We start from the raw sequence: 20,834 nt of genomic DNA on the forward strand, positions 1-20,834 counted from the left end.
CACCCCTTCGCAGGTTCGATAGCGTTAACAGCACGTCAGTTACAGCCAGTTAGCGTAATCTATGAGAAAAGCCATCGTTGAGTCCAGCGCGTACAATGAGCTGCAAGGTTCACCGCGTTCATCCTTCATGCGCGGCGCAGTAGAAATGCTGCCGCTCTGCGTTTCCGTGATCCCGTGGGGGATCCTTGCGGGTTCGATGGCTATCCAGGCTGGCCTGACGTTCTGGCAAAGCGTGGGTATGTCAGCGATTGTTTTCGCGGGTGCGGCACAGCTGGTGACGCTCGGGCTAACCATGACCGGCGCGAGCGTATTAACGATTATTGTCTCGGTCTTTTTTATCACCTCTCAGCATTTTATTTATGGCCTGACGCTGCGGGAATTTGTTTCATGCCTGAAAACAAAATTACGCCTGCCAATTGGCTTTCTGTTAACCGATGAGTTGTTCGCCCTCAGCGAAACAAAAAATAAGCGAACAGAATTAACGCCGGGGTATATGATCGGCGCCGGGCTGACCTTTTATTTGTCGTGGAATATTTTCAGCCTGATGGGTATTGTCATGGCCTCTTCTGTGCCTGACCTTGATAAGTACCATCTCGATTATTCCATCGTTGCCACGTTTATTACCATTGTGGTGCCGATGATAAAAAAAATAAGTACCCTGGCGGGCGTCGGCATTTCACTGGTGCTGTCGATGATCCTGAGCTATTGCCAGGTAGAGGGCGCCATCGTTCTGGCGGGCCTGACGGGCATGTTCTCTTCCGTGGCTATCTCGGCGATGATTAAGGAGAAACAATGAGCTGGTTTCTGATTTTGAGCCTTGCCGCCATCGTCTTTTTTAATCGCTATGTGTTTCTGGAACCGAATGTACCGCTGAAAATACCGGTCATTATTAATAAAGCGCTTAAGTATTCCGCACCTTGTTTACTGACCGCAATTTGCGGGCCAATTATTTTGATGGATCACGGTGTGGTGCGTGAATTCCCGTTCAACCCGTACTTTCTCGGGGCGATATTCAGCGTCATTATTGCCTTATTAATCCGCAATATTGTCAGCGCGGTATTATTAAGCCTCGCAGTGTTTTATCTCATTAACCATTTTCTACAATAGGTCACAACGGGAGTGATTATGCGCCGTCCAGTTAAAGGATATCACCAGTCTACGGAAATCAGGCGTTCATATGAAATTCTGCCTTTACAGGGCGTGTGGACGTGGCTTACGGGAAAAGAGCTGCCAGAGCGCAAGCCTCTCTGGCAAAGCAGCTCAACCGAAATGGTAATGTGGTCACTAAGCTGGGTAGCATTGGGCGTAGCGCTGACCACACTTTCTGCAATGCACATTCAAAACACCGCCGGACAAATCCTCTGCTGGCTGGTTGGCGCGCTTTTTTCCGTTTCCGGCGCCCGCTACATCGTGGCAACCATTATTCACCATGGCGTCCACGGTCATCTGTATAAATCGCAGAAGGTGAATAAGGCACTGTGCGAAGTCCTGTCGACCCTGTTTATCGTTCAGCCTTATGAGTCCTATCGCCAGTTCCACGTTTACGAACACCATGGCCGCGAGTTTTCTACCTTCGAGGATAAAGATCTGGCGGCGATTTATCAGCTCGGTTTCACGCCCGGCAAAACGAAACCCGCGCTGTACGCCCGCCTGCTGCTGACGTTAATCAGCCCGAAATTCCATCTGGTGTTTTTGTATGGCCGGGTGAAATCCAACCTGGTTGGCGTGCCGTTTTATCGTCTGATAATGACGCTGGTTTGGTTCGCCACGCTGGGTGTGCTGGGCTACTTCGCGGGCCCGCTCGGCACGCTCCTGATTCTGCTGATGCCTTTTATTGTGCTTTACCAGATGGCCTCGCTGATGCATCTGCTGACGGAGCACGTGTGGCGAGTACGTCAGGAAGGAGAGTCGGTGCGCGACAGCCATATCAATAACTGCCTGGCACGATTCTGCGGCTCGAAGTGCCCGCCCGATTTCAGCGTTAAGCATTGGGGGCACTGGGGCCAGTGGGTTGCAATGCACCTGTTTGTGCACCTGCCCTGCCGAATGCTGTTTGTCCAGGGCTCTCTGGTCTGCCACGACTGGCATCACCGCCATGGCAGCGTGCGTCAGTGGTATGACTATGCCCGCCTGCGTGAGTTACACGCGCAGAAACTATCCGCTCAGGAACGTTATGACTACATCGATATCTGGGGTGTGCATAACGCGCTGGATTATGTGCTCAACTCGCTGAGCGAGTCGCCTGAAATTGAAATCGATACCCTGGCCTATCGACTGAATTAACCCTGTGTCTGAATTAGTGCCTTTGGCCTTTTGGTCGCTGGCATTAACCCCTGGTGTTGTTAATGGTCATTGACCGCCCGATCGTCAGAGCGTATACGGCTGACGATCGGGATTTTTTTCGCCTGAAAACGGCTTAAACCTTCCCGACGTAAAGATAAATCGCCAGGAAATGGCACACGCTCCCACCGAGTACGAAGCCATGCCAGATGGCGTGATTGTATGGGATGCGCTTGCAGACGTAGAAAATCACCCCCAGCGAATAGACTACTCCGCCTGCCGCCAGCAGCGTAACGCCACCGACCGAAAGCTTCACCGCCAGCTGATACACCACGATCAGCGATAACCAGCCCATCGTGAGATAGGTCACCAGCGACAGAATTTTAAAGCGATGTGCAATAGTCAGCTTAAACAGGATCCCGAGCAGCGCCAGGCTCCAGATAACAATCATTAATCCGCGCGCCAGCGCTGAATCCAGCCCGACCAGCAGAAACGGCGTATACGTTCCTGCAATCAGCAGATAGATAGCGCAGTGGTCGAATTTTTTCAGCCACAGCTTGGCCCGCTGATACGGCACCGCATGGTACAGCGTCGAGGCCAGAAACAGCAGGATCATACTGCCGCCGTACAGGCTGTAGCTGGTAATCGCCATAGCGTTGGCGTTTGCATCCACCGCCTGAACCAGCAGTAAAACAAGACCAACGATCCCGAACACCAGCCCGATACCGTGGCTGATGCTGTTGGCGATTTCCTCCGCCGGTGAGTAACCCTGTGCAATGAGTGGTTTGCTAACCATGCTGAGCTCCGAAAGGAAAAGTCGTTAACGCATCACTAGCCTAACTGAGAATGATTCCAGTGAACACCTGTTCGCTAAAATAAAAATACATCTAACAACAATCATTTTTAAATCAGAAAGTTATAGTTAATTTTCGCCTCACAGATGTTTCTTAAAATCAAATGCGCTCGAATTCAATCACATAGAACTGCTGCTGGCCCGGGTAGATTTCGGCTATCACCGATTTCAGCTCCGTCAACGTCATATTCTCCTGCTGCGCATGCTGCTGCGTCAGCGTATCCATCGTGACCTGCGAAGTAGCCGTCACCCGAATGGTGCAAAAATAGCCATCGTCCTCAAAGCGGCCCACCCGTAACACATCTCCGGCCTTAAAGTGCGATTCACTGGCATCGCGAAGCGTGATGGTTTTACGCCCGGCCAGAATGTCTTCCTGAAAGCGCTGAAAAAAAGTGATGTCGTTCGGGGCCATGATATGATTCCTGTATTGAATTTGCCGGATGAGTGCCTGCCAACGTGAGCCTTTTTTCCCACGCCGCCATCGCCAGTCTCAACAATCTTGAGATGATGGTCTACCAGTATGTTATTAAAAACCGTGACAAAGTCATGTATATGACGATTCGCGAACTGGCGGACGCGGCGGGTGTCTCGACCACCACGGTGCTGCGCTTCTGCCGGAAGCTAAGCTGTGAAGGCTATTCTGAATTTCGCGTTCGCTTTAAGCTTTATCTGGAACAAAATGACACGCAGCAAAGTAACGTTGCTGCCAGTGAAATGATCAGCTTTTTCAAAAGTATTAATAATGATGAGTTTGATAAACTGATTGATGACACCGTTGATATTATTCTGGCGTCGGAACGCATTATTTTTGTCGGCGCGGGCACCTCGGGTGCGTTAGCCAAATATGGCGCACGATTTTTCTCAAACGTTGGGAAATTCAGTAACCATATTGACGACCCTTATTTTCCCGTGACGAATGACATGGCCAAAAATGCGCTGGCAATTGTGCTTTCCGTTTCCGGGGAAACGGAAGAGATCCTGCGCTTCGCCGGTCAGTTCAGTCTTCACCGCTGCAAGGTGCTCTCCATCACCAGCCACGAGCACTCCCGACTGGCAAAACTTGCCGACTATAATATCTCCTGGCATATATCACCGGTTCGCATCGGTGGCGTTTACGATATTACAACGCAAATTCCTGTCATTTATATTCTCGAGACCCTCGGACGAAAACTGGCGAAGAAACTGGCATAAAAAAACGCCCTGTTTTTCGGATGTAACAAGTTACCTGCGGGTGAATTTGTTATATCGTGACATTTATATCTCCTTTGTTAGACTCGATCCCAATAAGCAATATCACGGGAACGATAAAGATGAAAAAATTAACCTTACCGAAAGACTTTTTATGGGGCGGCGCGGTGGCGGCGCATCAGGTTGAAGGCGGCTGGAACAAAGGCGGCAAAGGTCCAAGCATCTGCGACGTGCTGACGGGTGGCGCACACGGTGTGCCGCGTGAAATCACTCAGGAAGTGGTGCCGGGCAAATACTACCCGAACCACGAAGCAGTGGAGTTTTACAGCCATTACAAAGAAGACATTAAGCTGTTTGCTGAAATGGGCTTCAAATGTTTCCGTACGTCGATTGCCTGGACACGAATCTTCCCGAAAGGTGACGAAACCCAACCCAATGAAGAAGGGCTCAAATTCTATGATGATATGTTCGATGAACTGCTGAAATACAACATCGAACCGGTCATTACCCTTTCCCACTTTGAGATGCCGCTGCACCTGGTACAGGAATACGGCGGCTGGACCAACCGTAAAGTGGTTGATTTCTTTGTGCGCTTCGCCGAAGTGGTCTTCGAGCGCTACAAGCACAAAGTGAAATACTGGATGACCTTCAACGAGATCAATAACCAGCGCAACTGGCGCGCGCCGCTTTTCGGCTACTGCTGCTCCGGCGTGGTCTACACCGAACACGATAATCCAGAAGAGGTGATGTATCAGGTGCTGCATCATCAGTTTGTTGCCAGCGCCCTGGCGGTGAAAGCCGCGCGCCGGATCAATGCCGACATGCAGGTCGGCTGCATGCTGGCGATGGTGCCGCTCTACCCGTTCTCCTGCAAACCAGAAGACATGATGTTTGCTCAGGAATCCATGCGTGAGCGCTATGTCTTCACCGACGTCCAGCTGCGCGGCTACTATCCGACCTACGTCCTCAACGAGTGGGAGCGTCGCGGCTTTAACATCGTAATGGAAGAAGGCGATGCGCAGATCCTGCGCGAAGGTGCCTGTGATTACCTCGGCTTCAGCTATTACATGACCAACGCGGTAAAAGCTGAAGGCGGTAGCGGCGATGCAATTTCAGGCTTCGAAGGCAGCGTGCCGAACCCGCACGTAAAGGCGTCCGACTGGGGCTGGCAGATTGACCCGGTTGGCCTGCGCTATGCGCTGTGCGAGCTCTATGAGCGTTACCAGAAACCGCTGTTTATCGTGGAGAACGGCTTCGGCGCATACGATAAAGTTGAGGCAGACGGCAGCATCAACGACGATTACCGCATCGACTATCTCCGTGCCCATGTGGAAGAGATGATGAAGGCGGTCACCCACGACGGCGTGGAGCTGATGGGCTATACGCCATGGGGCTGCATCGACTGCGTCTCCTTCACCACCGGACAGTACAGCAAGCGCTACGGCTTTATCTACGTGAACAAGCACGACGACGGCACCGGCGATATGTCACGTTCGCGCAAGAAGAGCTTTAGCTGGTACAAGGCAGTGATTGCCAGCAACGGCGAAAATCTTTAATTTTTGCCGGATGGCGGTGTAAACACCTTATCCGGCCTACGGATACGGGTATGCCGGGCGGCGCTACGCTTGCACCGGCCTACAAAATTGTAGGCCCGGTAAGCTGAGCGCCACCGGGCATTTATTTCCCGCCTGCCATTTCGATAAAGCTTCCCGTCACGTAAGAAGCTTTCTCACTCAGCAGCCAGACGATAGCCTGCGCCACCTCTTCCGGCTGTCCGCCGCGCTGCATCGGCAGCATCGACTTCACGCGATCGACTCGGCCAGGCTCTCCGCCAGACGCATGCATTTCGGTATAAATCAGGCCCGGGCGCACGCAGTTGACGCGGATCCCCTGCGCCGCCACCTCAAGCGCCAGCCCCGTCGTCAGCGTATCGACCGCGCCTTTGGAAGCCGCATAATCGACATACTCAAACGGTGCACCCAGCCGCGATGCAGCGGAAGAGACGTTCACAATCGCCCCGCCTTTCCCGCCGTGCTTATGGGACATTCGCTTCACCGCTTCACGGCAGCAAAGAAAATAGCCGGTGACGTTCGTCGCCAGTACATGGTTGATGCGCTCGGCTGTGAGGTTTTCGATAGTGCTTTGCTGAAAAAGGATCCCGGCGTTGTTGACCAGCGCGGTCAGCGGTTCGCCTTCTCTGTCTAGCGTTTCGAACAGCGTGACGACCTGCGATTCATCGCTGATATCCGCCCGCACGGCTAACGCTTTTCCACCGATTTCGACAATCTCATTCACCACCTGCGTGGCAGCTTTGATGTTGTGATGATAGTTCACTGCGACGGTGTAGCCTTCCTGCGCCAGCTGTAGCGCCGTCGCCCTGCCGATGCCCCGGCTCGCGCCGGTGACCAGTGCTATACCCATTCTTTTCTCCCAATAAAAAAGCCGGGTGGCGGCTTCGCCTTACCCGGCCTACAGTACTACACCAGCCCGATTACTGATATTCGCTCATCGGCACGCAGGAGCAGAACAGATTGCGGTCGCCGTAAACGTCATCAAGACGCTTAACCGTCGGCCAGTATTTGTTCGCCATACCTGCCGGGAACACCGCCAGCTCACGGCTGTAGCCATGATGCCACTCGGCCACCAGCTCGTTTTGCGTGTGCGGCGCGTTGACCAGCGGGTTATCTTCCAGCGTCCACTCGCCCTGCTTCACGCGGGTGATTTCACTGCGAATCGCCAGCATCGCATCGATGAAGCGATCGAGCTCCACTTTGCTTTCGGATTCCGTTGGTTCCACCATCAGCGTACCCGCGACAGGGAAGGACATGGTCGGCGCGTGGAAACCGTAATCGATCAGGCGCTTGGCAATATCCAGCTCGCTGATGCCGGTCTCTTCCTTCAGAGGACGGATATCGAGAATGCATTCGTGGGCCACGCGGCCATCGCGCCCGGTGTACAGCACCGGATAGGCGTCCTTCAGGCGAGTCGCGATGTAGTTGGCATTGAGGATCGCCACCTGGCTTGCCTGCTTCAGCCCTTCCGCGCCCATCATGCGGATGTACATCCAGCTGATCGGCAGAATGGAGGCGCTGCCGAAAGGCGCCGCAGAAACGGCACCCTGGCGGGTCAGCATTCCTTCAATTTGCACCACGCTGTGACCAGGTACGAACGGCGCCAGATGTGCTTTCACACCAATCGGGCCCATGCCCGGGCCGCCACCGCCGTGTGGGATGCAGAACGTTTTATGCAGGTTGAGGTGCGAGACGTCCGCGCCGATAAAGCCCGGAGAAGTAATGCCAACCTGGGCATTCATGTTTGCGCCGTCGAGATACACCTGACCGCCGTGCTGATGCACGATGTCGCACACTTCACGGATTGTCTCTTCGTACACGCCGTGGGTAGACGGGTAAGTCACCATGATGCAGGAGAGGTTTGCCCCGTTCTGCTCGGCTTTCGCACGCAGATCGGCCAGATCGATGTTGCCCTGTTTGTCACACGCGACGACCACAACCTGCATCCCCGCCATCTGCGCGGAAGCCGGGTTGGTGCCATGCGCTGAGCTTGGGATCAGGCAGATATCACGGTGCCCCTCATTGCGGCTTTCGTGATAGTGACGAATCGCCAGCAGGCCCGCGTACTCGCCCTGCGCACCGGAGTTTGGCTGCATGCAGAGCGCGTCATAGCCGGTCAGCTTCACCAGCCAGTCGGAAAGCTGATTGATCATCTGGTGGTAGCCTTCCGCCTGATCGGCCGGGCAGAACGGATGCAGCTCGGCGAATTCCGGCCAGGTGATCGGAATCATCTCTGCGGCGGCGTTCAGCTTCATGGTGCAGGATCCCAGCGGGATCATCGCCTGATTCAGCGCCAGATCTTTGCGCTCCAGCGAGTGCATGTAGCGCATCATCTCGGTTTCGCTGTGGTAGCGGTTGAATACCGGATGGGTGAGGATCGCATCTTCACGCAGCATCGCCTGCGGAATAGAGCGGCTGTCGTGCGCTACGTCTTTATCCAGCGTCTCCACGTTCAGGCCGTGGTTGTCGCCCAGCAGCACGGCAAACAGCGCCAGCACGTCTTCGCGGGTTGTCGTTTCATCAAGAGTAATGCCGACGGCATTATGGATATCGCTACGCAGGTTGATCTCTGCCGCTTCGGCACGTGCCAGCACAGCAGCTTTGTCGGCGACTTCCACGCACAGGGTGTCGAAATAGTGCGCGTGACGCAGCTTCAGGCCTTTTTGTTGCAGGCCTGCGGCCAGAATGTCGGTCAGGCGGTGAATGCGGCTGGCAATACGCTTCAGGCCAGCCGGGCCGTGGAAGACGGCATACAGGCTGGCGATATTTGCCAGCAGCACCTGGGAGGTACAGATGTTGGAGTTCGCTTTCTCGCGGCGGATGTGCTGCTCGCGGGTCTGCATCGCCATGCGCAGCGCGGTATTGCCGGCAGCATCTTTAGATACACCGATAATGCGGCCTGGCATGGAACGTTTGAATTCATCTTTTGCCGCGAAGAATGCAGCGTGCGGGCCACCGTAGCCCATCGGTACGCCGAAGCGCTGCGCGGAACCGAACACGATGTCCGCGCCCTGTTTGCCCGGCGCGGTCAGCAGCACCAGCGCCATAAAATCGGCAGCGACGCTGACGATAACTTTACGTGCTTTCAGCTCGTCGATCAGTTTGCTGTAGTCATGCACTTCGCCGGTGGTGCCCACCTGCTGTAACAGCACACCGAAGACGTCCTGATGGTCGAGGGCTTTTTCGGCATCATCGACAATCACTTCGAAACCGAAGGTTTCAGCGCGGGTACGCACGACGTCGAGCGTCTGCGGGTGAATGTCGGCAGCCACGAAGAAGCGGTTCGCATTTTTCAGCTTGCTTACGCGTTTTGCCATCGCCATCGCTTCGGCAGCGGCGGTCGCTTCGTCCAGCAGTGAAGCAGAGGCGATATCCAGCCCGGTCAAATCGAGGGTAACGGTCTGGTAGTTCAGTAAAGCTTCCAGGCGACCCTGAGACACTTCCGGCTGATAGGGAGTATAGGCGGTGTACCAGCCCGGGTTTTCCAGCATGTTGCGCAGAATAACCGGCGGCAGCTGTACAGCGGTATAGCCCATGCCGATGTAAGACTTAAAGCGCTTGTTGCGGCTGGCGATAGCTTTCAGCTCGGCAAGAGCCGCGAATTCTGTGGTGGCGTCACCGACCTGCGGCGGCGCCGCCAGCTGAATGTCCTGCGGCACGATCTGCCCGGTCAGCGCGTCTAATGATTCTGCGCCGACGGTGTTCAGCATCTCCTGCTGCTGAGCCGCATCCGGGCCGATATGGCGTTCGATAAAAGCGCCGCGATTTTCAAGCTGGCTTAACGTCTGTGTCATGAGCGAAGGTTCCTGGAACGTGCGGTGAATCGGTGATTCTGAAATGAACTGCCCGGCGGCGCTGGCGCTTACCGGGCCTACATACAAACCGGGCCTACAAAGTCTGGTGACGCTGACGCATTCCCGGCTACCGTAGGCCGGATAAACGCAGTGCCATCCGGCACAGTTTTACTCGTCTTCTAACAGCGCTTCGTACGCCGAGGCGTCCAGCAAAGCAGCCACTTCGCCTTCGTCGCTGGCTTTGATTTTGAAGATCCAGCCTGCGGCATACGGCTCGCTGTTGACCAGCTCAGGAGAATCGCTCAGCTCGTCGTTGACGGCCACGATTTCGCCGCTGATTGGGGCATAGATATCGGACGCCGCTTTTACGGATTCCGCCACGGCGCAGTCATCGCCTGCGGAAACGGTTTTACCCACTTCCGGCAGATCGACAAACACCATGTCGCCGAGCAGCTCCTGTGCGTGCTCGGTAATGCCCACGGTGTAAGAGCCATCGGCCTCTTTACGCAGCCATTCGTGTTCTTTGCTGTATTTCAGTTCGGCAGGTACATTGCTCATTCACATTTCTCCAGAAAAAAATAATCGATTACACAACGGCTTTACCGTTGCGTACAAAAACAGGTTTGGTCACTTTGACCGGCATTTCACGGTTGCGAATTTGCACCACGGCGGTTTCACCAATGTCCGCAGCCACGCGGGCCAGCGCAATGCTGTAGCCGAGCGTTGGAGAGAAGGTGCCGCTGGTGATAATGCCTTCATGCTGGTTGCCCTGAGCATCCGTAAAACGTACCGGCAGCTCGCCGCGCAGCACGCCTTTCTCGGTCATCACCAGACCCACCAGCTTTTCGGTGCCGTGCTCGCGTTGCGACTCCAGCGCCTCGCGGCCGATAAAATCACGCGCCTCCGGTTCCCAGGCGATGGTCCAGCCCATGTTGGCCGCCAGTGGAGAAATGCCTTCGTCCATCTCCTGCCCGTAAAGGTTCATGCCAGCTTCCAGACGCAGCGTATCGCGCGCGCCCAGACCACAAGGCTTGACGCCGGTTTCCACCAGCGCATGCCAGAACTCAGCCGCTTTTTCATTGGGCAGCGCAATTTCATAACCAGCTTCACCGGTGTAGCCCGTTGTCGCGACAAACAGATCCCCTGCCTGTACGCCAAAGAACGGCTTCATGCCTTCCACCGCTTTACGCTGCTCATCGCTGAACAGGCTGGCGGCTTTCGCCTGCGCGTCCGGCCCCTGAACGGCAATCAGCGCCAGGTCATCACGCACGGTGATTTCCACACCGTACGGCTCAGCGTGCTGGGTGATCCAGGCGAGGTCTTTTTCGCGGGTAGCAGAGTTCACCACGAGGCGGAAATAGTCTTCAGTGAGGAAGTAAACGATCAAATCGTCGATAACCCCGGCGGAGGCATTGAGCATGCCGGTGTAGAGCGCTTTGCCAGGCTGGGTAAGTTTGGCTACGTCGTTTGCCAGCAGATAGCGCAGGAACTCGCGGGTACGGCTGCCGTGCAGATCGACAATCGTCATGTGAGAAACATCAAACATGCCGGCGCCGGTGCGCACTGCATGGTGCTCATCAATCTGCGAGCCATAGTGCAGCGGCATCATCCAGCCGTGGAAGTCCACCATGCGCGCGCCACACAGCGTGTGTTGTTCATACAAAGGCGTCTGTTGAGCCATCTTGTCCTCATCGAATAAGCGGGGCAGTTGCAGCTTTGTGGACGCCAACGCGGCCACGAAGCCGGACATCGACGCCCATCCAGGCATCGACGCAAACGTTCTCTTTTGCCTGACGTTACCACTGAAAACCGCGGTAAACCATAAGGGAAAGCCATCCATCAGATTAGCTTATGACCAAAAAGAGCCGAAAACATAACAGAACGATCGACTGCTTTTCTGCGACTAATGCCACATAAAATTAACATTTAGCCATATGGTTTGGTACAAGGTGATATTTACTGCGGAAAATTGGGCTGATTTTCCGTAGTCGCATTTTCATGACATGAATAAAACTAATGCGAAATAGGACGTGAAATTAGATTATTTCAAATGAGGTGAGGAGACCCGGCCCTGTGGCCGGGTTGAGAAGTGTGACCGGCTTAACGTAACCAGTCAGGAAGATCGTTGAGACCCATCGCCTGACGGATCAGCTGCGGCTTGACGCCCGGCAGCGTATCGGCAAGCTTGAGACCGATATCACGCAGCAGCTTTTTGGCAGGATTAGCACCTGCAAACAGCTCACGGAAGCCCTGCATGCCAGCGAGCATCAGCGCGGCGCTGTGCTTGCGGCTGCGCTCATAGCGGCGCAGGTAGAAGTGCTGGCCGAAATCTTTCCCCTGCGCATGCAGGCGACGGATCTCATCAATGAGCTCCGCGGCATCCATAAAGCCCAGGTTAACGCCCTGCCCGGCCAGCGGATGAATGGTATGAGCTGCATCGCCAACCAGCGCCAGACGGTGAGCGGCAAACTGGCGCGCATAGCGCCCGGTCAGCGGAAAGACCTGACGTTCGCTTTCCACTTCGCAAAGCCCAAGGCGATTATCAAAGGCCACGTTCAGCGCCTGATTAAACGTGGCTTCGTCGGCCTGCTGCATTTTTGCGGCTTCTTCCGGCGACAGCGACCAGACGATGGAGCACAGCTGCGGATCGCTGAGCGGCAGGAAGGCCAGAATACCCTCGCCGTGAAACGCCTGGCGAGCCACTGCCTGATGCGGCTCGGCGGTGCGAATGGTCGCCACCAGCGCGTGGTGACGGTAATCCCATGAGGTCAGCGGAATATCCGCTTTGTTACGCAGCCAGGAGCTAGCGCCGTCCGCGCCGATGACCAGTTTCGCCGTCAGCATATTGCCATCTTTCAGCGTGAGGAAGGCTTCGTTTTCACCCCAGACGACCTGCGCCAGTTCGGCGGGCGACATCAGCGTAATATCTTTGCTCTTTTGCGCTTTACGCCACAGCGCATGGTGGATCACGCCGTTTTCAATGATGTGCCCTAAATGGCTGTAGCCAAGGCTTTCTCCATCAAACTCGATACGCCCGAAGCTGTCACGATCCCAGACTTCCATTCCGTGGTAACAGCGGGTGCGTTCAGCCAGAATGTCATTCCAGACGTCAAGGCGCGCAAGCAGTTTTTCACTGGCCGCATTAATAGCGGAAACGCGAAGCTGAGGAGCTGAGTCAGCGGCGACGGGCTGAGGCTGGTGCTGCTCAATGACCGCCACGCGCAGCCCGCTGCCCTGTAGACCGCAAGCCACCGCAAGACCGACCATGCCTCCGCCCACGATAGCGATATCAACACTTTGCACTGAAAACTCCTTATCTCGCTACCTGACCCAGGGTACGCTGCGCCAGCGCATCGCGCGCCGGAGTGAATAATTCCATTGCCATCAAGCCTATATTTCGCCCGGCCACCAGCGGAGCCCAGCGATTGGCGAAGAGATGAACCAGACCGTCGGTGACGCCGATGGTCGCGTTTTTATCGTTTGTTCTGCGCTGTTGATAGCTGCTTAGCAGCGCATAGTCACCCGGATCGCTCGCCCGGGCCAGCATTTCTGCCAGCGACATGACATCGCGCAGGCCCAGGTTAAAGCCCTGACCGGCAATCGGATGCAGCGTTTGTGCAGCGTTTCCCACCAGCGCCACGCGGTGTGATACCGAACGCTGAGCGGTGGATAACGTGAGCGGATACGCGTTACGGCCGCCCGCAAGCGTGATACGCCCCAGACGCCAGCCGAACGCCTGCTGAAGCTCATTGCAGAACCGGGCATCGGACCAACCCAGTACTTCGTCGCGCTTATCAAGCGGATGGCACCACACCAGCGAACAACGTCCATCAGACATTGGCAGCATCGCCAGCGGGCCGTGTTCGGTGAAACGTTCAAACGCGCGTCCTTCATGAGGCACGGCAGTCGTGACGTTGGCAATCACCGCCAGCTGTTCGTAAGGCTGCTGTTGCCAGCGAATACCACACTGCTCGCCAAGTGCAGAGCGGGAACCGTCCGCCGCGACCAGCAGTTGGCCCGTCAGCGTTTGGCCATTATCGAGAGCGACCTCAACGTTTTCCTGAGTGCGGGAGAAGCCGCTGACGCGAGCCGGGCAATGCAGCGTGACGCCCGGCGCTTTACGAAGCAGGCTAAACAGGCGCTGGCCGACGTCATGCAGTTCCACAACCTGCCCAAGGGCGGGCAGATGGTAATCTTCGGCATCCAGCGTCACGAATCCTGCATGGCCGCGATCGCTTACGTGAACGGTCCGGATTGGCGTCGCGCAATCGCGGATAGCCTGCCAGATCCCCACTCTCGCCAGCTGCTGGCAGGTGCCTGCCGCCAGCGCAATTGCCCGGGCATCAAAGCCCGGATGCTGCTGTGAATCGGGCGCAACGGCCTCAATCAGGTGGACCGGCACTTTGCCTGCGCTGAGATGCGAAATCGCCAGCGCGAGCGTCGCGCCGGTCATACCGCCGCCTACGATAATGACGCTCATGATTGCTGCGCCGACATCAGCGCCTCAATATCGTCCGCGCGCTTAACGACGCTGGCGGTGAGGTTTTCGTTACCGTTTTCGGTGATGACGATGTCATCTTCGATGCGAATCCCGATGCCCCGGTATTGCTCTGGTACATCAGCGTCCGGCGCGATGTACAGGCCTGGCTCAACGGTCAGCACCATGCCAGGCTCAAGCACGCGGGAGCGATCCGGACCGTACTCACCGACGTCATGAACGTCCATGCCCAGCCAGTGGCTGAGGCCATGCATAAAGAATTTGCGGTGCGCGTTATCGGTAATCAGCCGATCGATATCGCCTTTGAGGATCCCGAGTTTTACCAGACCGGACACCATGATCCGCACGACTTCGCCGGTGACTTCCTGCATGGACGTGCCTGGACGATAGAGGCTCAGCGCAGCTTCCAGCGATTCGAGGACGATGTCGTAGATTTCACGTTGTGCCGGGGTGAATTTACCGTTCACCGGGAAAGTACGGGTGATATCCCCGGCGTAGCCGAGATATTCACAGCCCGCATCGATTAGCACCAGATCGCCATCGCGCAGTTCGGATTCGTTTTCGGTGTAATGCAAAATACAGCCGTTTTCGCCGCCGCCAACGATGGTGTTGTAGGAAGGATAGCGCGCGCCGTGGCGGTTAAACTCGTGGTGAATTTCACCCTCAAGCTGATACTCAAACATGCCCGGACGGCATTTTTCCATCGCCCGGGTGTGCGCCAGTGCGGAGATTTCACCGGCGCGGCGCATCACCTCAATTTCTTCCGGTGATTTAAACAGGCGCATTTCGTGCACCAGCGGCCGCCAGTCCACCAGCGTCGCCGGAGCCTTCAGGTTTTGCCGTGAGCCTTTGCGCAGCTTTTCCAGCGCGTTAAATACGATGGTATCGGCGTATTCGTATTCGCCCTGGGCGTAATACACCGCCTCCAGCCCGTTCAGCAACTGATCAAGCTGTTCGTCAATTTCGCTGAACGCCAGCGCCCGATCCACGCCAAGCCTGGCCGGGGCAGCGTCCTGGCCGAGGCGACGGCCAAACCATATTTCTGCGGTCAGGTCTCGCACACGGTTGAACAGCACGCTGTGGTTGTGAGTGTCATCACTTTTAATCAGCACCAGCACCGCTTCGGGCTCGTTAAAGCCAGTGAAGTAGCTGAAATCGCTGCTTTGACGATAGGGATATTCCGTATCGGCGCTGCGAATGGCTTCCGGCGCGGCAAAAATCAGCGCCGCGCTGCCCGCTGGCATCTGCGCCAGCAGCTTCTGCCGACGCTGAAGGTATTCCTGCTGAGTCATGACACCCTCCTGAGCATGCTTGTTATTAGTGTAAGGTTGGTTTCTGTACTTCCGGAGCTGTTGGCTGTGGGTGCGTGAAGGTATCGTGGCACAGCAGCGCGGCGACACGCACGTACTCGACGATCTCTTCGAGCGACATTTCGAGCTCTTCCTGATCTTCATCTTCGTCATAGCCGAGCTGGGCGATGTTGCGCAGATCGTCGATGGCTTCGCCGGTTTCGCCTTTCACCTTGTCCAGCTTCGGCTGAGTGACGCCAAGGCCCAACAGGAAGTGGTTCACCCACCCCGCCAGCGCATCCGCGCGATCGAAAACGCTGACCTCATCGCCGTCAGGCATATAAAGCTGGAACTGGAAGCCTTCATCTTCCAGCGCATCGCTGGTTGAGGCGTGAATTTTTCGCAGGACTTCGGCCAGCTCATGACCAAACGCCAGACCTTCGTTGGTCAGGTCATGGACCAGCGGCAGCCAGCTGCTGTCATTGTTACCACCGCACAACATGCCGCTAATCAGACCATGCATTTCGGCAGGCGTTAAGCCCACACCCTGTTGGTTAAGTAACTGGTTCACATCGTTGTAACCAGGCATTTCGTTCTGTATAGACATGCGCATTCGTCGTCGTTGGGGGAAAGTTCATGTTATGCTACCACTTTGGACCCTGGTGAACCAGAAAAGGGCTTGTGTGCTCACGCCAGGGTAGCTATAGTGTCGCCCCTTCGCGGGCCCCGGTGCGGGCTGTGGAGGTAGCGCAGTCAAACAGCAGGAAGGTGGCATGTCTGCAGAACCCGTCGATATCCAAATTTTTGGCCGTTCACTGCGAGTGAATTGCCCGCCTGAACAAAGGGATGCCCTGAATCAGGCCGCGGACGATCTGAATCAGCGGTTGCAAGATCTGAAAGAACGCACTAGAGTCACAAATACTGAGCAGCTGGTGTTTATCGCCGCCCTGAATATCAGCTATGAGCTGACGCAGGAAAGAGCAAAAACGCGCGATTACGCGGCCAGTATGGAAACCCGAATTCGGATGCTCCAGCAGACCATTGAACAGGCACTTCTTGATCAGGGTCGCACAACCGAAAAGACGGCGCCCAACTTTGAATAACACTTCATGGTTAACTATGGTAGAGTGACCCTGAAGACAAAATTTCTCTGAGATGTTCGCAAGCGGGCCAGTCCCCTGAGCCGATATTTCATACCACAAGAATGTGGCGCTCCACGGTTGGTGAGCATGCTCGGTTCGTCCGAGAAGCCTTAAAACTGTGACGACACATTCACCTTGAACCAAGGGTTCAAGGGTTACAGCCTGCGGCGGCATCTCGGAGATTCCCTACCTTCTGCTTCAATCATGACACTCGTTTCTGATACTTCTTCAGCCAGACAAAACATTCGCCAGATAATCCGGCAGCGTCGTCGTGCGCTCACGCCAGACCAGCAGCAGCTTTTTGCCGGGCAGGCCGCCCACCGCATGATGATTTATCCTCCCGTGGTGATGGCAAAAACCGTGGCGGTATTTCTCTCCTTCGACGGTGAACTCGACACGCAGCCGCTGATTGAGCAACTCTGGAAGAGCGGTAAACAAGTGTATCTGCCGGTGCTCCATCCCTTCTCTTCCGGCAATTTGCTGTTTCTTCATTATCACCCGCAGTCTGATCTGATCGTCAACCGGCTAAAAATCCACGAGCCAAAGCTCGACGTGCGCGACGTGTTACCGCTGAGCGAGCTGGACGTGCTGATTACGCCTCTGGTTGCATTTGACCAACAGGGGCAGCGTCTGGGAATGGGTGGCGGGTTTTACGATCGCACTTTGCAAAACTGGCAGCAGCATGGACTACAGCCGGTCGGCTATGCGCACGATTGTCAGCAGGTCGATGCCCTGCCGGTAGAGAAATGGGATATTCCGCTGCCTGCGGTGGTCACGCCTTCGAAGCTCTGGTACTGGTGAGCGAATTGTCGGGTGGCGGCTTCGCCTTACCCGACCTACAAAATTCGTAGGCCCGGCAAGCAACGTGCCGCCGGGCAAAAATAATAATCAGTAAAGCAAACGAGCGCGAATCGTTCCTGGAATGGCCTTCATGCTCTGCAGCGCTTTCTCAGCAACATCTTCTTCCGCTTCGATGTCGATCACCACGTAACCCATCTGCGGCGTGGTTTGCAGGTACTGCGCGGCGATGTTTACGCCCTGCTCGGCGAAAATCTGGTTAATCGCGGTCAGCACGCCTGGACGGTTTTCGTGGATGTGCAGCAGTCGACGACCGCCATGCAGCGGCAGCGACACTTCCGGGAAGTTCACCGCCGAAAGCGTGGAACCGTTGTCTGAGTATTTCGACAGTTTACCGGCCACTTCCAGACCGATGTTTTCCTGTGCTTCCTGAGTGGAACCGCCGATGTGCGGCGTCAGGATCACGTTGTCGAATTCGCACAGCGGCGAAGTGAACGGATCGCTGTTGGTCGCCGGCTCAGTCGGGAATACGTCGATGGCCGCGCCCGCCAGGTGCTTACGCGCCAGCGCATCGCACAGCGCAGGAATATCCACCACGGTGCCGCGCGCGGCGTTGATCAGCAGTGAACCCGGCTTCATCAGCGCCAGCTCTTCAGCGCCCATCATATTTTTGGTGGAAGCATTCTCTGGTACGTGCAGGCTCACCACATCACTCATGTTCAGCAGATCGGAGAGATGCTGAACCTGGGTGGCATTGCCGAGCGGCAGCTTGTTTTCGATATCGTAGAAGAAAACGTGCATCCCCAGCGATTCCGCCAGAATCCCAAGCTGAGTGCCGATATGACCGTAGCCAATAATGCCCAGCTTTTTACCGCGGGCCTCGTAGCTGCCAGCGGCCAGTTTGTTCCAGATCCCACGGTGCGCTTTGGCGTTGGCTTCAGGAATACCACGCAGCAGCAGCAGCAGTTCGCCGATCACCAGCTCTGCGACGGAACGCGTGTTCGAGAAAGGTGCGTTAAATACCGGAACGCCGCGTTTTGCTGCCGCGTTGAGGTCAACCTGGTTGGTACCGATGCAAAAACATCCAATAGCAACCAATTTTTCCGCAGCCTGGATAATCTCTTCCGTCAGCTGAGTACGGGAGCGCAGGCCGATGAAATGGGCATCACGGATCGACTCTTTGAGCTGCTCAGCGTCGAGCGCGCCTTTGTGAAATTCAATGTTGGTGTAGCCTGCCGCACGAAGGCTATCGAGTGCTTTTTGATGCACGCCTTCGACCAGCAGAAACTTAATTTTGTCTTTTTCCAGTGATACCTTAGCCATTTCCCCGCCCTGTCTGTCTTGTATCGATGTTGTGGTGAACGAACGATGCTCACCCAAGCCAACATATCAAAAAAAACTATTGCGGCAATATGAACGTTTGCGTCGACGTCCTGAGGAAAAGTCATTCAGCGCGAAATGGCAGCATAAAATGCTGGGTGGAAATGATGGCGTAGATTGTTAAACAGGTGTAGCCAGATTATGTGACACAAGTCACCAAATTTAACCTGGCGAAAATTTTTTACGGGGACGAGCACCGCCCCCGTCAGATCATTTCACAATGGTTTTCACACCATCGGCGGTGCCGATCAGCGCCACGTCCGCACCACGGTTGGCAAACAGGCCGACGGTCACGACGCCAGGAATGCCGTTGATGGCGTTTTCCAGCGCCACAGCATCAAGGATCTCCAGGCCATGAACGTCCAGGATAACGTTGCCGTTATCGGTGACGACGTTCTGACGGTATTCCGGGCGTCCGCCCAGCTTCACCAGCTCACGCGCCACGGCGCTGCGCGCCATTGGAATGACTTCTACCGGCAAAGGGAATTTTCCGAGGATAGCCACCTGCTTGGAAGCATCAGCGATACAAATGAATTTATCCGCAACGGAAGCGATGATCTTCTCACGCGTCAGCGCCGCGCCGCCGCCTTTGATCATCTGCATGTGGTCGTTAATCTCATCTGCGCCGTCAACGTAGATCCCCAGACGATCCACTTCATTCAGATCAAAAACGTGGATCCCCAGGCTCTTTAGCTTTTCGGTTGAAGCGTCCGAACTGGAAACGGCACCTTCAATCTGACCTTTCATCGTCCCGAGCGCGTCGATAAAGTGCGCGGCGGTCGACCCCGTGCCTACGCCGACGATGGTCCCGGGTTGTACGTATTGAAGTGCTGCCCAGCCAACTGCTTTTTTCAGTTCATCCTGCGTCATGATTTTTGCCTGTGATGTGATGGGATGCCGCGCATTATAGACTATTCACCGCACAAATGTCCCTGCACGGCCCGGCGGGCGCGGCCCAATTTGGGGCCTGTATCAAACGTAAATTTATGTCATAGTGCGGGTAACAGAAAATGAGGAGTCAGTCACAGCAATGAAACGTCCGGACTACAGAACACTACAGGCGCTGGATGCGGTTATTCGGGAACGCGGATTTGAGCGCGCCGCACAAAAGCTGTGTATCACCCAGTCCGCCGTCTCACAGCGTATTAAACAGCTGGAAAACATGTTCGGGCAGCCGTTGCTGGTGCGCACCGTGCCTCCTCGTCCAACCGAGCAAGGGCAAAAGCTGCTGGCGCTGCTGCGTCAGGTGGAGCTGCTGGAAGAAGAGTGGCTTGGCGACGAGCAAACCGGCTCCACGCCGCTGCTGCTGTCGCTGGCGGTTAACGCCGACAGTCTTGCAACCTGGCTTCTGCCCGCGCTTTCCACCGTACTTTCCGATTCGCCGATTCGCCTCAATATTCAGGTGGAAGATGAAACCCGCACACAGGAACGTCTGCGCCGTGGGGAAGTGGTCGGCGCGGTGAGTATTCAGCCACAGGCGCTACCAAGCTGCCTGGTCGATCAACTTGGTGCGCTCGACTATCTGTTCGTCGCCTCAAAGTCGTTTGCGCAACGCTACTTCCCGAATGGCGTAACGCGTTCTGCCCTGCTGAAAGCGCCGGTGGTGGCGTTCGACCATCTTGATGATATGCATCAGGCTTTCCTGCAACAGCACTTCGATCTGCCGCCGGGCAGCGTGCCGTGCCATATCGTGAACTCCTCGGAGGCCTTCGTGCAGCTTGCCCGCCAGGGCACCACCTGCTGTATGATCCCGCATCTGCAAATTGAGCGCGAGCTCGACAGCGGTGAACTTATCGATCTGACGCCGGGCCTGTTCCAGCGCCGGATGCTCTACTGGCACCGCTTCGCGCCGGAAAGCCGCATGATGCGCCGGGTGACGGACGCGCTGCTGGAATACGGGCACAAGGTGCTGCGCCAGGATTAAACAAAAAAAGGCGGGAGCATTTCCCTAATGCTGGTCACTTAAGGTGATCAGCAGTTTTTCTTACCGGGTATTTCTGGGACTTTACTCTTAACTCCCGAGGGTAACTTCGCTCTCTTC

20 protein-coding genes and 1 other RNA gene are annotated in these 20,834 nt (G+C 55.7%); 9 read left to right on the forward strand and 12 right to left on the reverse strand.

Going from position 1 to position 20,834, the window contains the following annotated elements; translation table 11 throughout:
- Nucleotides 1–61 precede the first annotated feature (61 nt).
- From RTU33_RS15775 to RTU33_RS15785, 3 genes are read left to right on the forward strand one after another with little or no spacing between them, the layout of a single operon-like run.
- Nucleotides 62–796: an AzlC family ABC transporter permease gene (locus tag RTU33_RS15775; RefSeq protein ID WP_409438254.1), complete on the forward strand. Its 735-nt coding sequence runs from the start codon at nt 62–64 to the stop codon at nt 794–796.
- Nucleotides 793–1,107, forward strand: a complete 315-nt coding sequence (locus RTU33_RS15780; protein ID WP_312628613.1) for an AzlD domain-containing protein — start codon at nt 793–795, stop codon at nt 1,105–1,107. Before RTU33_RS15775 ends, RTU33_RS15780 begins: the two co-directional genes overlap by 4 nt.
- 18 nt (nt 1,108–1,125) lie before the next feature.
- The gene (locus tag RTU33_RS15785; RefSeq protein WP_312628614.1) at nt 1,126–2,283 is read left to right on the forward strand and encodes a hypothetical protein; all 1,158 of its coding nucleotides are present in this window, start codon (nt 1,126–1,128) and stop codon (nt 2,281–2,283) included.
- A gap of 133 nt (nt 2,284–2,416) precedes the next feature.
- On the opposite strand, the gene trhA is transcribed toward RTU33_RS15785, so the two are convergent.
- Both trhA and yqfB read right to left on the reverse strand, forming a co-directional pair.
- A complete protein-coding gene (gene trhA / locus RTU33_RS15790) occupies nt 2,417–3,076 on the reverse strand; it encodes a PAQR family membrane homeostasis protein TrhA (protein WP_312628615.1) in 660 nt (219 codons plus the stop codon).
- 157 nt (nt 3,077–3,233) lie between these two features.
- Complete coding sequence (yqfB, locus tag RTU33_RS15795) at nt 3,234–3,545, reverse strand: N(4)-acetylcytidine aminohydrolase (protein ID WP_312628617.1); 312 nt, start codon at nt 3,543–3,545, stop codon at nt 3,234–3,236.
- 44 nt (nt 3,546–3,589) lie between these two features.
- Between yqfB and RTU33_RS15800 the strand changes: the two genes are divergently transcribed.
- Nucleotides 3,590–4,324 (forward strand): MurR/RpiR family transcriptional regulator, encoded by a 735-nt coding sequence (locus RTU33_RS15800; RefSeq protein ID WP_312628619.1) that lies wholly within the window; start codon nt 3,590–3,592, stop codon nt 4,322–4,324.
- A 119-nt stretch (nt 4,325–4,443) separates the two neighbouring features.
- Nucleotides 4,444–5,877, forward strand: coding sequence for a 6-phospho-beta-glucosidase (locus RTU33_RS15805; protein WP_312628621.1), 1,434 nt, complete (start codon nt 4,444–4,446; stop codon nt 5,875–5,877).
- A 121-nt stretch (nt 5,878–5,998) separates the two neighbouring features.
- Here the strand turns inward: RTU33_RS15805 and RTU33_RS15810 are convergent, their stop codons facing one another.
- From RTU33_RS15810 to RTU33_RS15845, 8 genes are all read right to left on the reverse strand, one after another.
- On the reverse strand, nt 5,999–6,742 hold the full coding sequence (locus RTU33_RS15810) for an SDR family oxidoreductase (RefSeq protein ID WP_312628622.1): 744 nt from the start codon (nt 6,740–6,742) through the stop codon (nt 5,999–6,001).
- Between the two features lie 70 nt (nt 6,743–6,812).
- A complete protein-coding gene (gene gcvP, locus RTU33_RS15815; RefSeq protein WP_312628623.1) occupies nt 6,813–9,686 on the reverse strand; it encodes an aminomethyl-transferring glycine dehydrogenase in 2,874 nt (957 codons plus the stop codon).
- Between the two features lie 168 nt (nt 9,687–9,854).
- Nucleotides 9,855–10,244 (reverse strand): glycine cleavage system protein GcvH, encoded by a 390-nt coding sequence (gcvH, locus tag RTU33_RS15820; protein WP_312628624.1) that lies wholly within the window; start codon nt 10,242–10,244, stop codon nt 9,855–9,857.
- A 28-nt stretch (nt 10,245–10,272) separates the two neighbouring features.
- The gene (gene gcvT / locus RTU33_RS15825; RefSeq protein WP_312628626.1) at nt 10,273–11,367 is read right to left on the reverse strand and encodes a glycine cleavage system aminomethyltransferase GcvT; all 1,095 of its coding nucleotides are present in this window, start codon (nt 11,365–11,367) and stop codon (nt 10,273–10,275) included.
- A 419-nt stretch (nt 11,368–11,786) separates the two neighbouring features.
- Entirely contained in the window at nt 11,787–12,989 is a 1,203-nt protein-coding gene (ubiI, locus tag RTU33_RS15830; RefSeq protein ID WP_312628628.1) for an FAD-dependent 2-octaprenylphenol hydroxylase, read from the reverse strand.
- A 10-nt stretch (nt 12,990–12,999) separates the two neighbouring features.
- Nucleotides 13,000–14,166 (reverse strand): 2-octaprenyl-6-methoxyphenyl hydroxylase, encoded by a 1,167-nt coding sequence (gene ubiH / locus RTU33_RS15835; RefSeq protein ID WP_312628630.1) that lies wholly within the window; start codon nt 14,164–14,166, stop codon nt 13,000–13,002.
- On the reverse strand, nt 14,163–15,476 hold the full coding sequence (pepP, locus tag RTU33_RS15840) for a Xaa-Pro aminopeptidase (protein WP_312628632.1): 1,314 nt from the start codon (nt 15,474–15,476) through the stop codon (nt 14,163–14,165). The genes ubiH and pepP overlap by 4 nt, the downstream gene beginning before the upstream one ends.
- Nucleotides 15,477–15,501: 25 nt before the next feature.
- Nucleotides 15,502–16,080: a YecA family protein gene (locus tag RTU33_RS15845; RefSeq protein ID WP_312628634.1), complete on the reverse strand. Its 579-nt coding sequence runs from the start codon at nt 16,078–16,080 to the stop codon at nt 15,502–15,504.
- Nucleotides 16,081–16,246: 166 nt separating this feature from the next.
- On the opposite strand from RTU33_RS15845, the gene zapA reads away from it, so the two are divergent.
- The 3 genes from zapA (at nt 16,247) to RTU33_RS15860 (ending at nt 17,416) form a co-directional block, all read left to right on the forward strand.
- Complete coding sequence (gene zapA, locus RTU33_RS15850) at nt 16,247–16,576, forward strand: cell division protein ZapA (protein ID WP_312628635.1); 330 nt, start codon at nt 16,247–16,249, stop codon at nt 16,574–16,576.
- A gap of 41 nt (nt 16,577–16,617) precedes the next feature.
- Nucleotides 16,618–16,801: non-coding RNA, 6S RNA (gene ssrS, locus RTU33_RS15855), on the forward strand.
- Nucleotides 16,802–16,819: 18 nt separating this feature from the next.
- Nucleotides 16,820–17,416 (forward strand): 5-formyltetrahydrofolate cyclo-ligase, encoded by a 597-nt coding sequence (locus tag RTU33_RS15860; protein WP_312628636.1) that lies wholly within the window; start codon nt 16,820–16,822, stop codon nt 17,414–17,416.
- 87 nt (nt 17,417–17,503) lie between these two features.
- Here RTU33_RS15860 and serA read toward each other — a convergent pair whose 3' ends face one another.
- The gene (gene serA / locus RTU33_RS15865; protein WP_312628637.1) at nt 17,504–18,736 is read right to left on the reverse strand and encodes a phosphoglycerate dehydrogenase; all 1,233 of its coding nucleotides are present in this window, start codon (nt 18,734–18,736) and stop codon (nt 17,504–17,506) included.
- Between the two features lie 267 nt (nt 18,737–19,003).
- Nucleotides 19,004–19,663, reverse strand: a complete 660-nt coding sequence (gene rpiA, locus RTU33_RS15870; RefSeq protein ID WP_312628638.1) for a ribose-5-phosphate isomerase RpiA — start codon at nt 19,661–19,663, stop codon at nt 19,004–19,006.
- Nucleotides 19,664–19,823: 160 nt separating this feature from the next.
- On the opposite strand from rpiA, the gene argP reads away from it, so the two are divergent.
- Nucleotides 19,824–20,717, forward strand: coding sequence for a DNA-binding transcriptional regulator ArgP (argP, locus tag RTU33_RS15875; RefSeq protein ID WP_312628640.1), 894 nt, complete (start codon nt 19,824–19,826; stop codon nt 20,715–20,717).
- Nucleotides 20,718–20,834: the final 117 nt, after the last annotated feature.

Source organism: Scandinavium sp. (assembly GCF_032012665.1).
In the GTDB taxonomy this organism is placed as follows: domain Bacteria; phylum Pseudomonadota; class Gammaproteobacteria; order Enterobacterales; family Enterobacteriaceae; genus Scandinavium.

Excerpts from the sequence above, each read along its gene's own strand:
- RTU33_RS15775 (WP_409438254.1), top strand. The coding sequence starts at position 62 with ATGAGAAAAGCCATCGTTGAGTCCAGCGCGTACAATGAGCTGCAAGGT.
- RTU33_RS15780 (WP_312628613.1), top strand. The coding sequence starts at position 793 with ATGAGCTGGTTTCTGATTTTGAGCCTTGCCGCCATCGTCTTTTTTAAT.
- RTU33_RS15785 (WP_312628614.1), top strand. The coding sequence starts at position 1,126 with ATGCGCCGTCCAGTTAAAGGATATCACCAGTCTACGGAAATCAGGCGT.
- trhA (WP_312628615.1), bottom strand. The coding sequence starts at position 3,076 with ATGGTTAGCAAACCACTCATTGCACAGGGTTACTCACCGGCGGAGGAA.
- yqfB (WP_312628617.1), bottom strand. The coding sequence starts at position 3,545 with ATGGCCCCGAACGACATCACTTTTTTTCAGCGCTTTCAGGAAGACATT.
- RTU33_RS15805 (WP_312628621.1), top strand. The coding sequence starts at position 4,444 with ATGAAAAAATTAACCTTACCGAAAGACTTTTTATGGGGCGGCGCGGTG.
- RTU33_RS15810 (WP_312628622.1), bottom strand. The coding sequence starts at position 6,742 with ATGGGTATAGCACTGGTCACCGGCGCGAGCCGGGGCATCGGCAGGGCG.
- gcvP (WP_312628623.1), bottom strand. The coding sequence starts at position 9,686 with ATGACACAGACGTTAAGCCAGCTTGAAAATCGCGGCGCTTTTATCGAA.
- gcvH (WP_312628624.1), bottom strand. The coding sequence starts at position 10,244 with ATGAGCAATGTACCTGCCGAACTGAAATACAGCAAAGAACACGAATGG.
- gcvT (WP_312628626.1), bottom strand. The coding sequence starts at position 11,367 with ATGGCTCAACAGACGCCTTTGTATGAACAACACACGCTGTGTGGCGCG.
- ubiH (WP_312628630.1), bottom strand. The coding sequence starts at position 14,166 with ATGAGCGTCATTATCGTAGGCGGCGGTATGACCGGCGCGACGCTCGCG.
- pepP (WP_312628632.1), bottom strand. The coding sequence starts at position 15,476 with ATGACTCAGCAGGAATACCTTCAGCGTCGGCAGAAGCTGCTGGCGCAG.
- RTU33_RS15845 (WP_312628634.1), bottom strand. The coding sequence starts at position 16,080 with ATGTCTATACAGAACGAAATGCCTGGTTACAACGATGTGAACCAGTTA.
- zapA (WP_312628635.1), top strand. The coding sequence starts at position 16,247 with ATGTCTGCAGAACCCGTCGATATCCAAATTTTTGGCCGTTCACTGCGA.
- RTU33_RS15860 (WP_312628636.1), top strand. The coding sequence starts at position 16,820 with ATGACACTCGTTTCTGATACTTCTTCAGCCAGACAAAACATTCGCCAG.
- serA (WP_312628637.1), bottom strand. The coding sequence starts at position 18,736 with ATGGCTAAGGTATCACTGGAAAAAGACAAAATTAAGTTTCTGCTGGTC.
- rpiA (WP_312628638.1), bottom strand. The coding sequence starts at position 19,663 with ATGACGCAGGATGAACTGAAAAAAGCAGTTGGCTGGGCAGCACTTCAA.
- argP (WP_312628640.1), top strand. The coding sequence starts at position 19,824 with ATGAAACGTCCGGACTACAGAACACTACAGGCGCTGGATGCGGTTATT.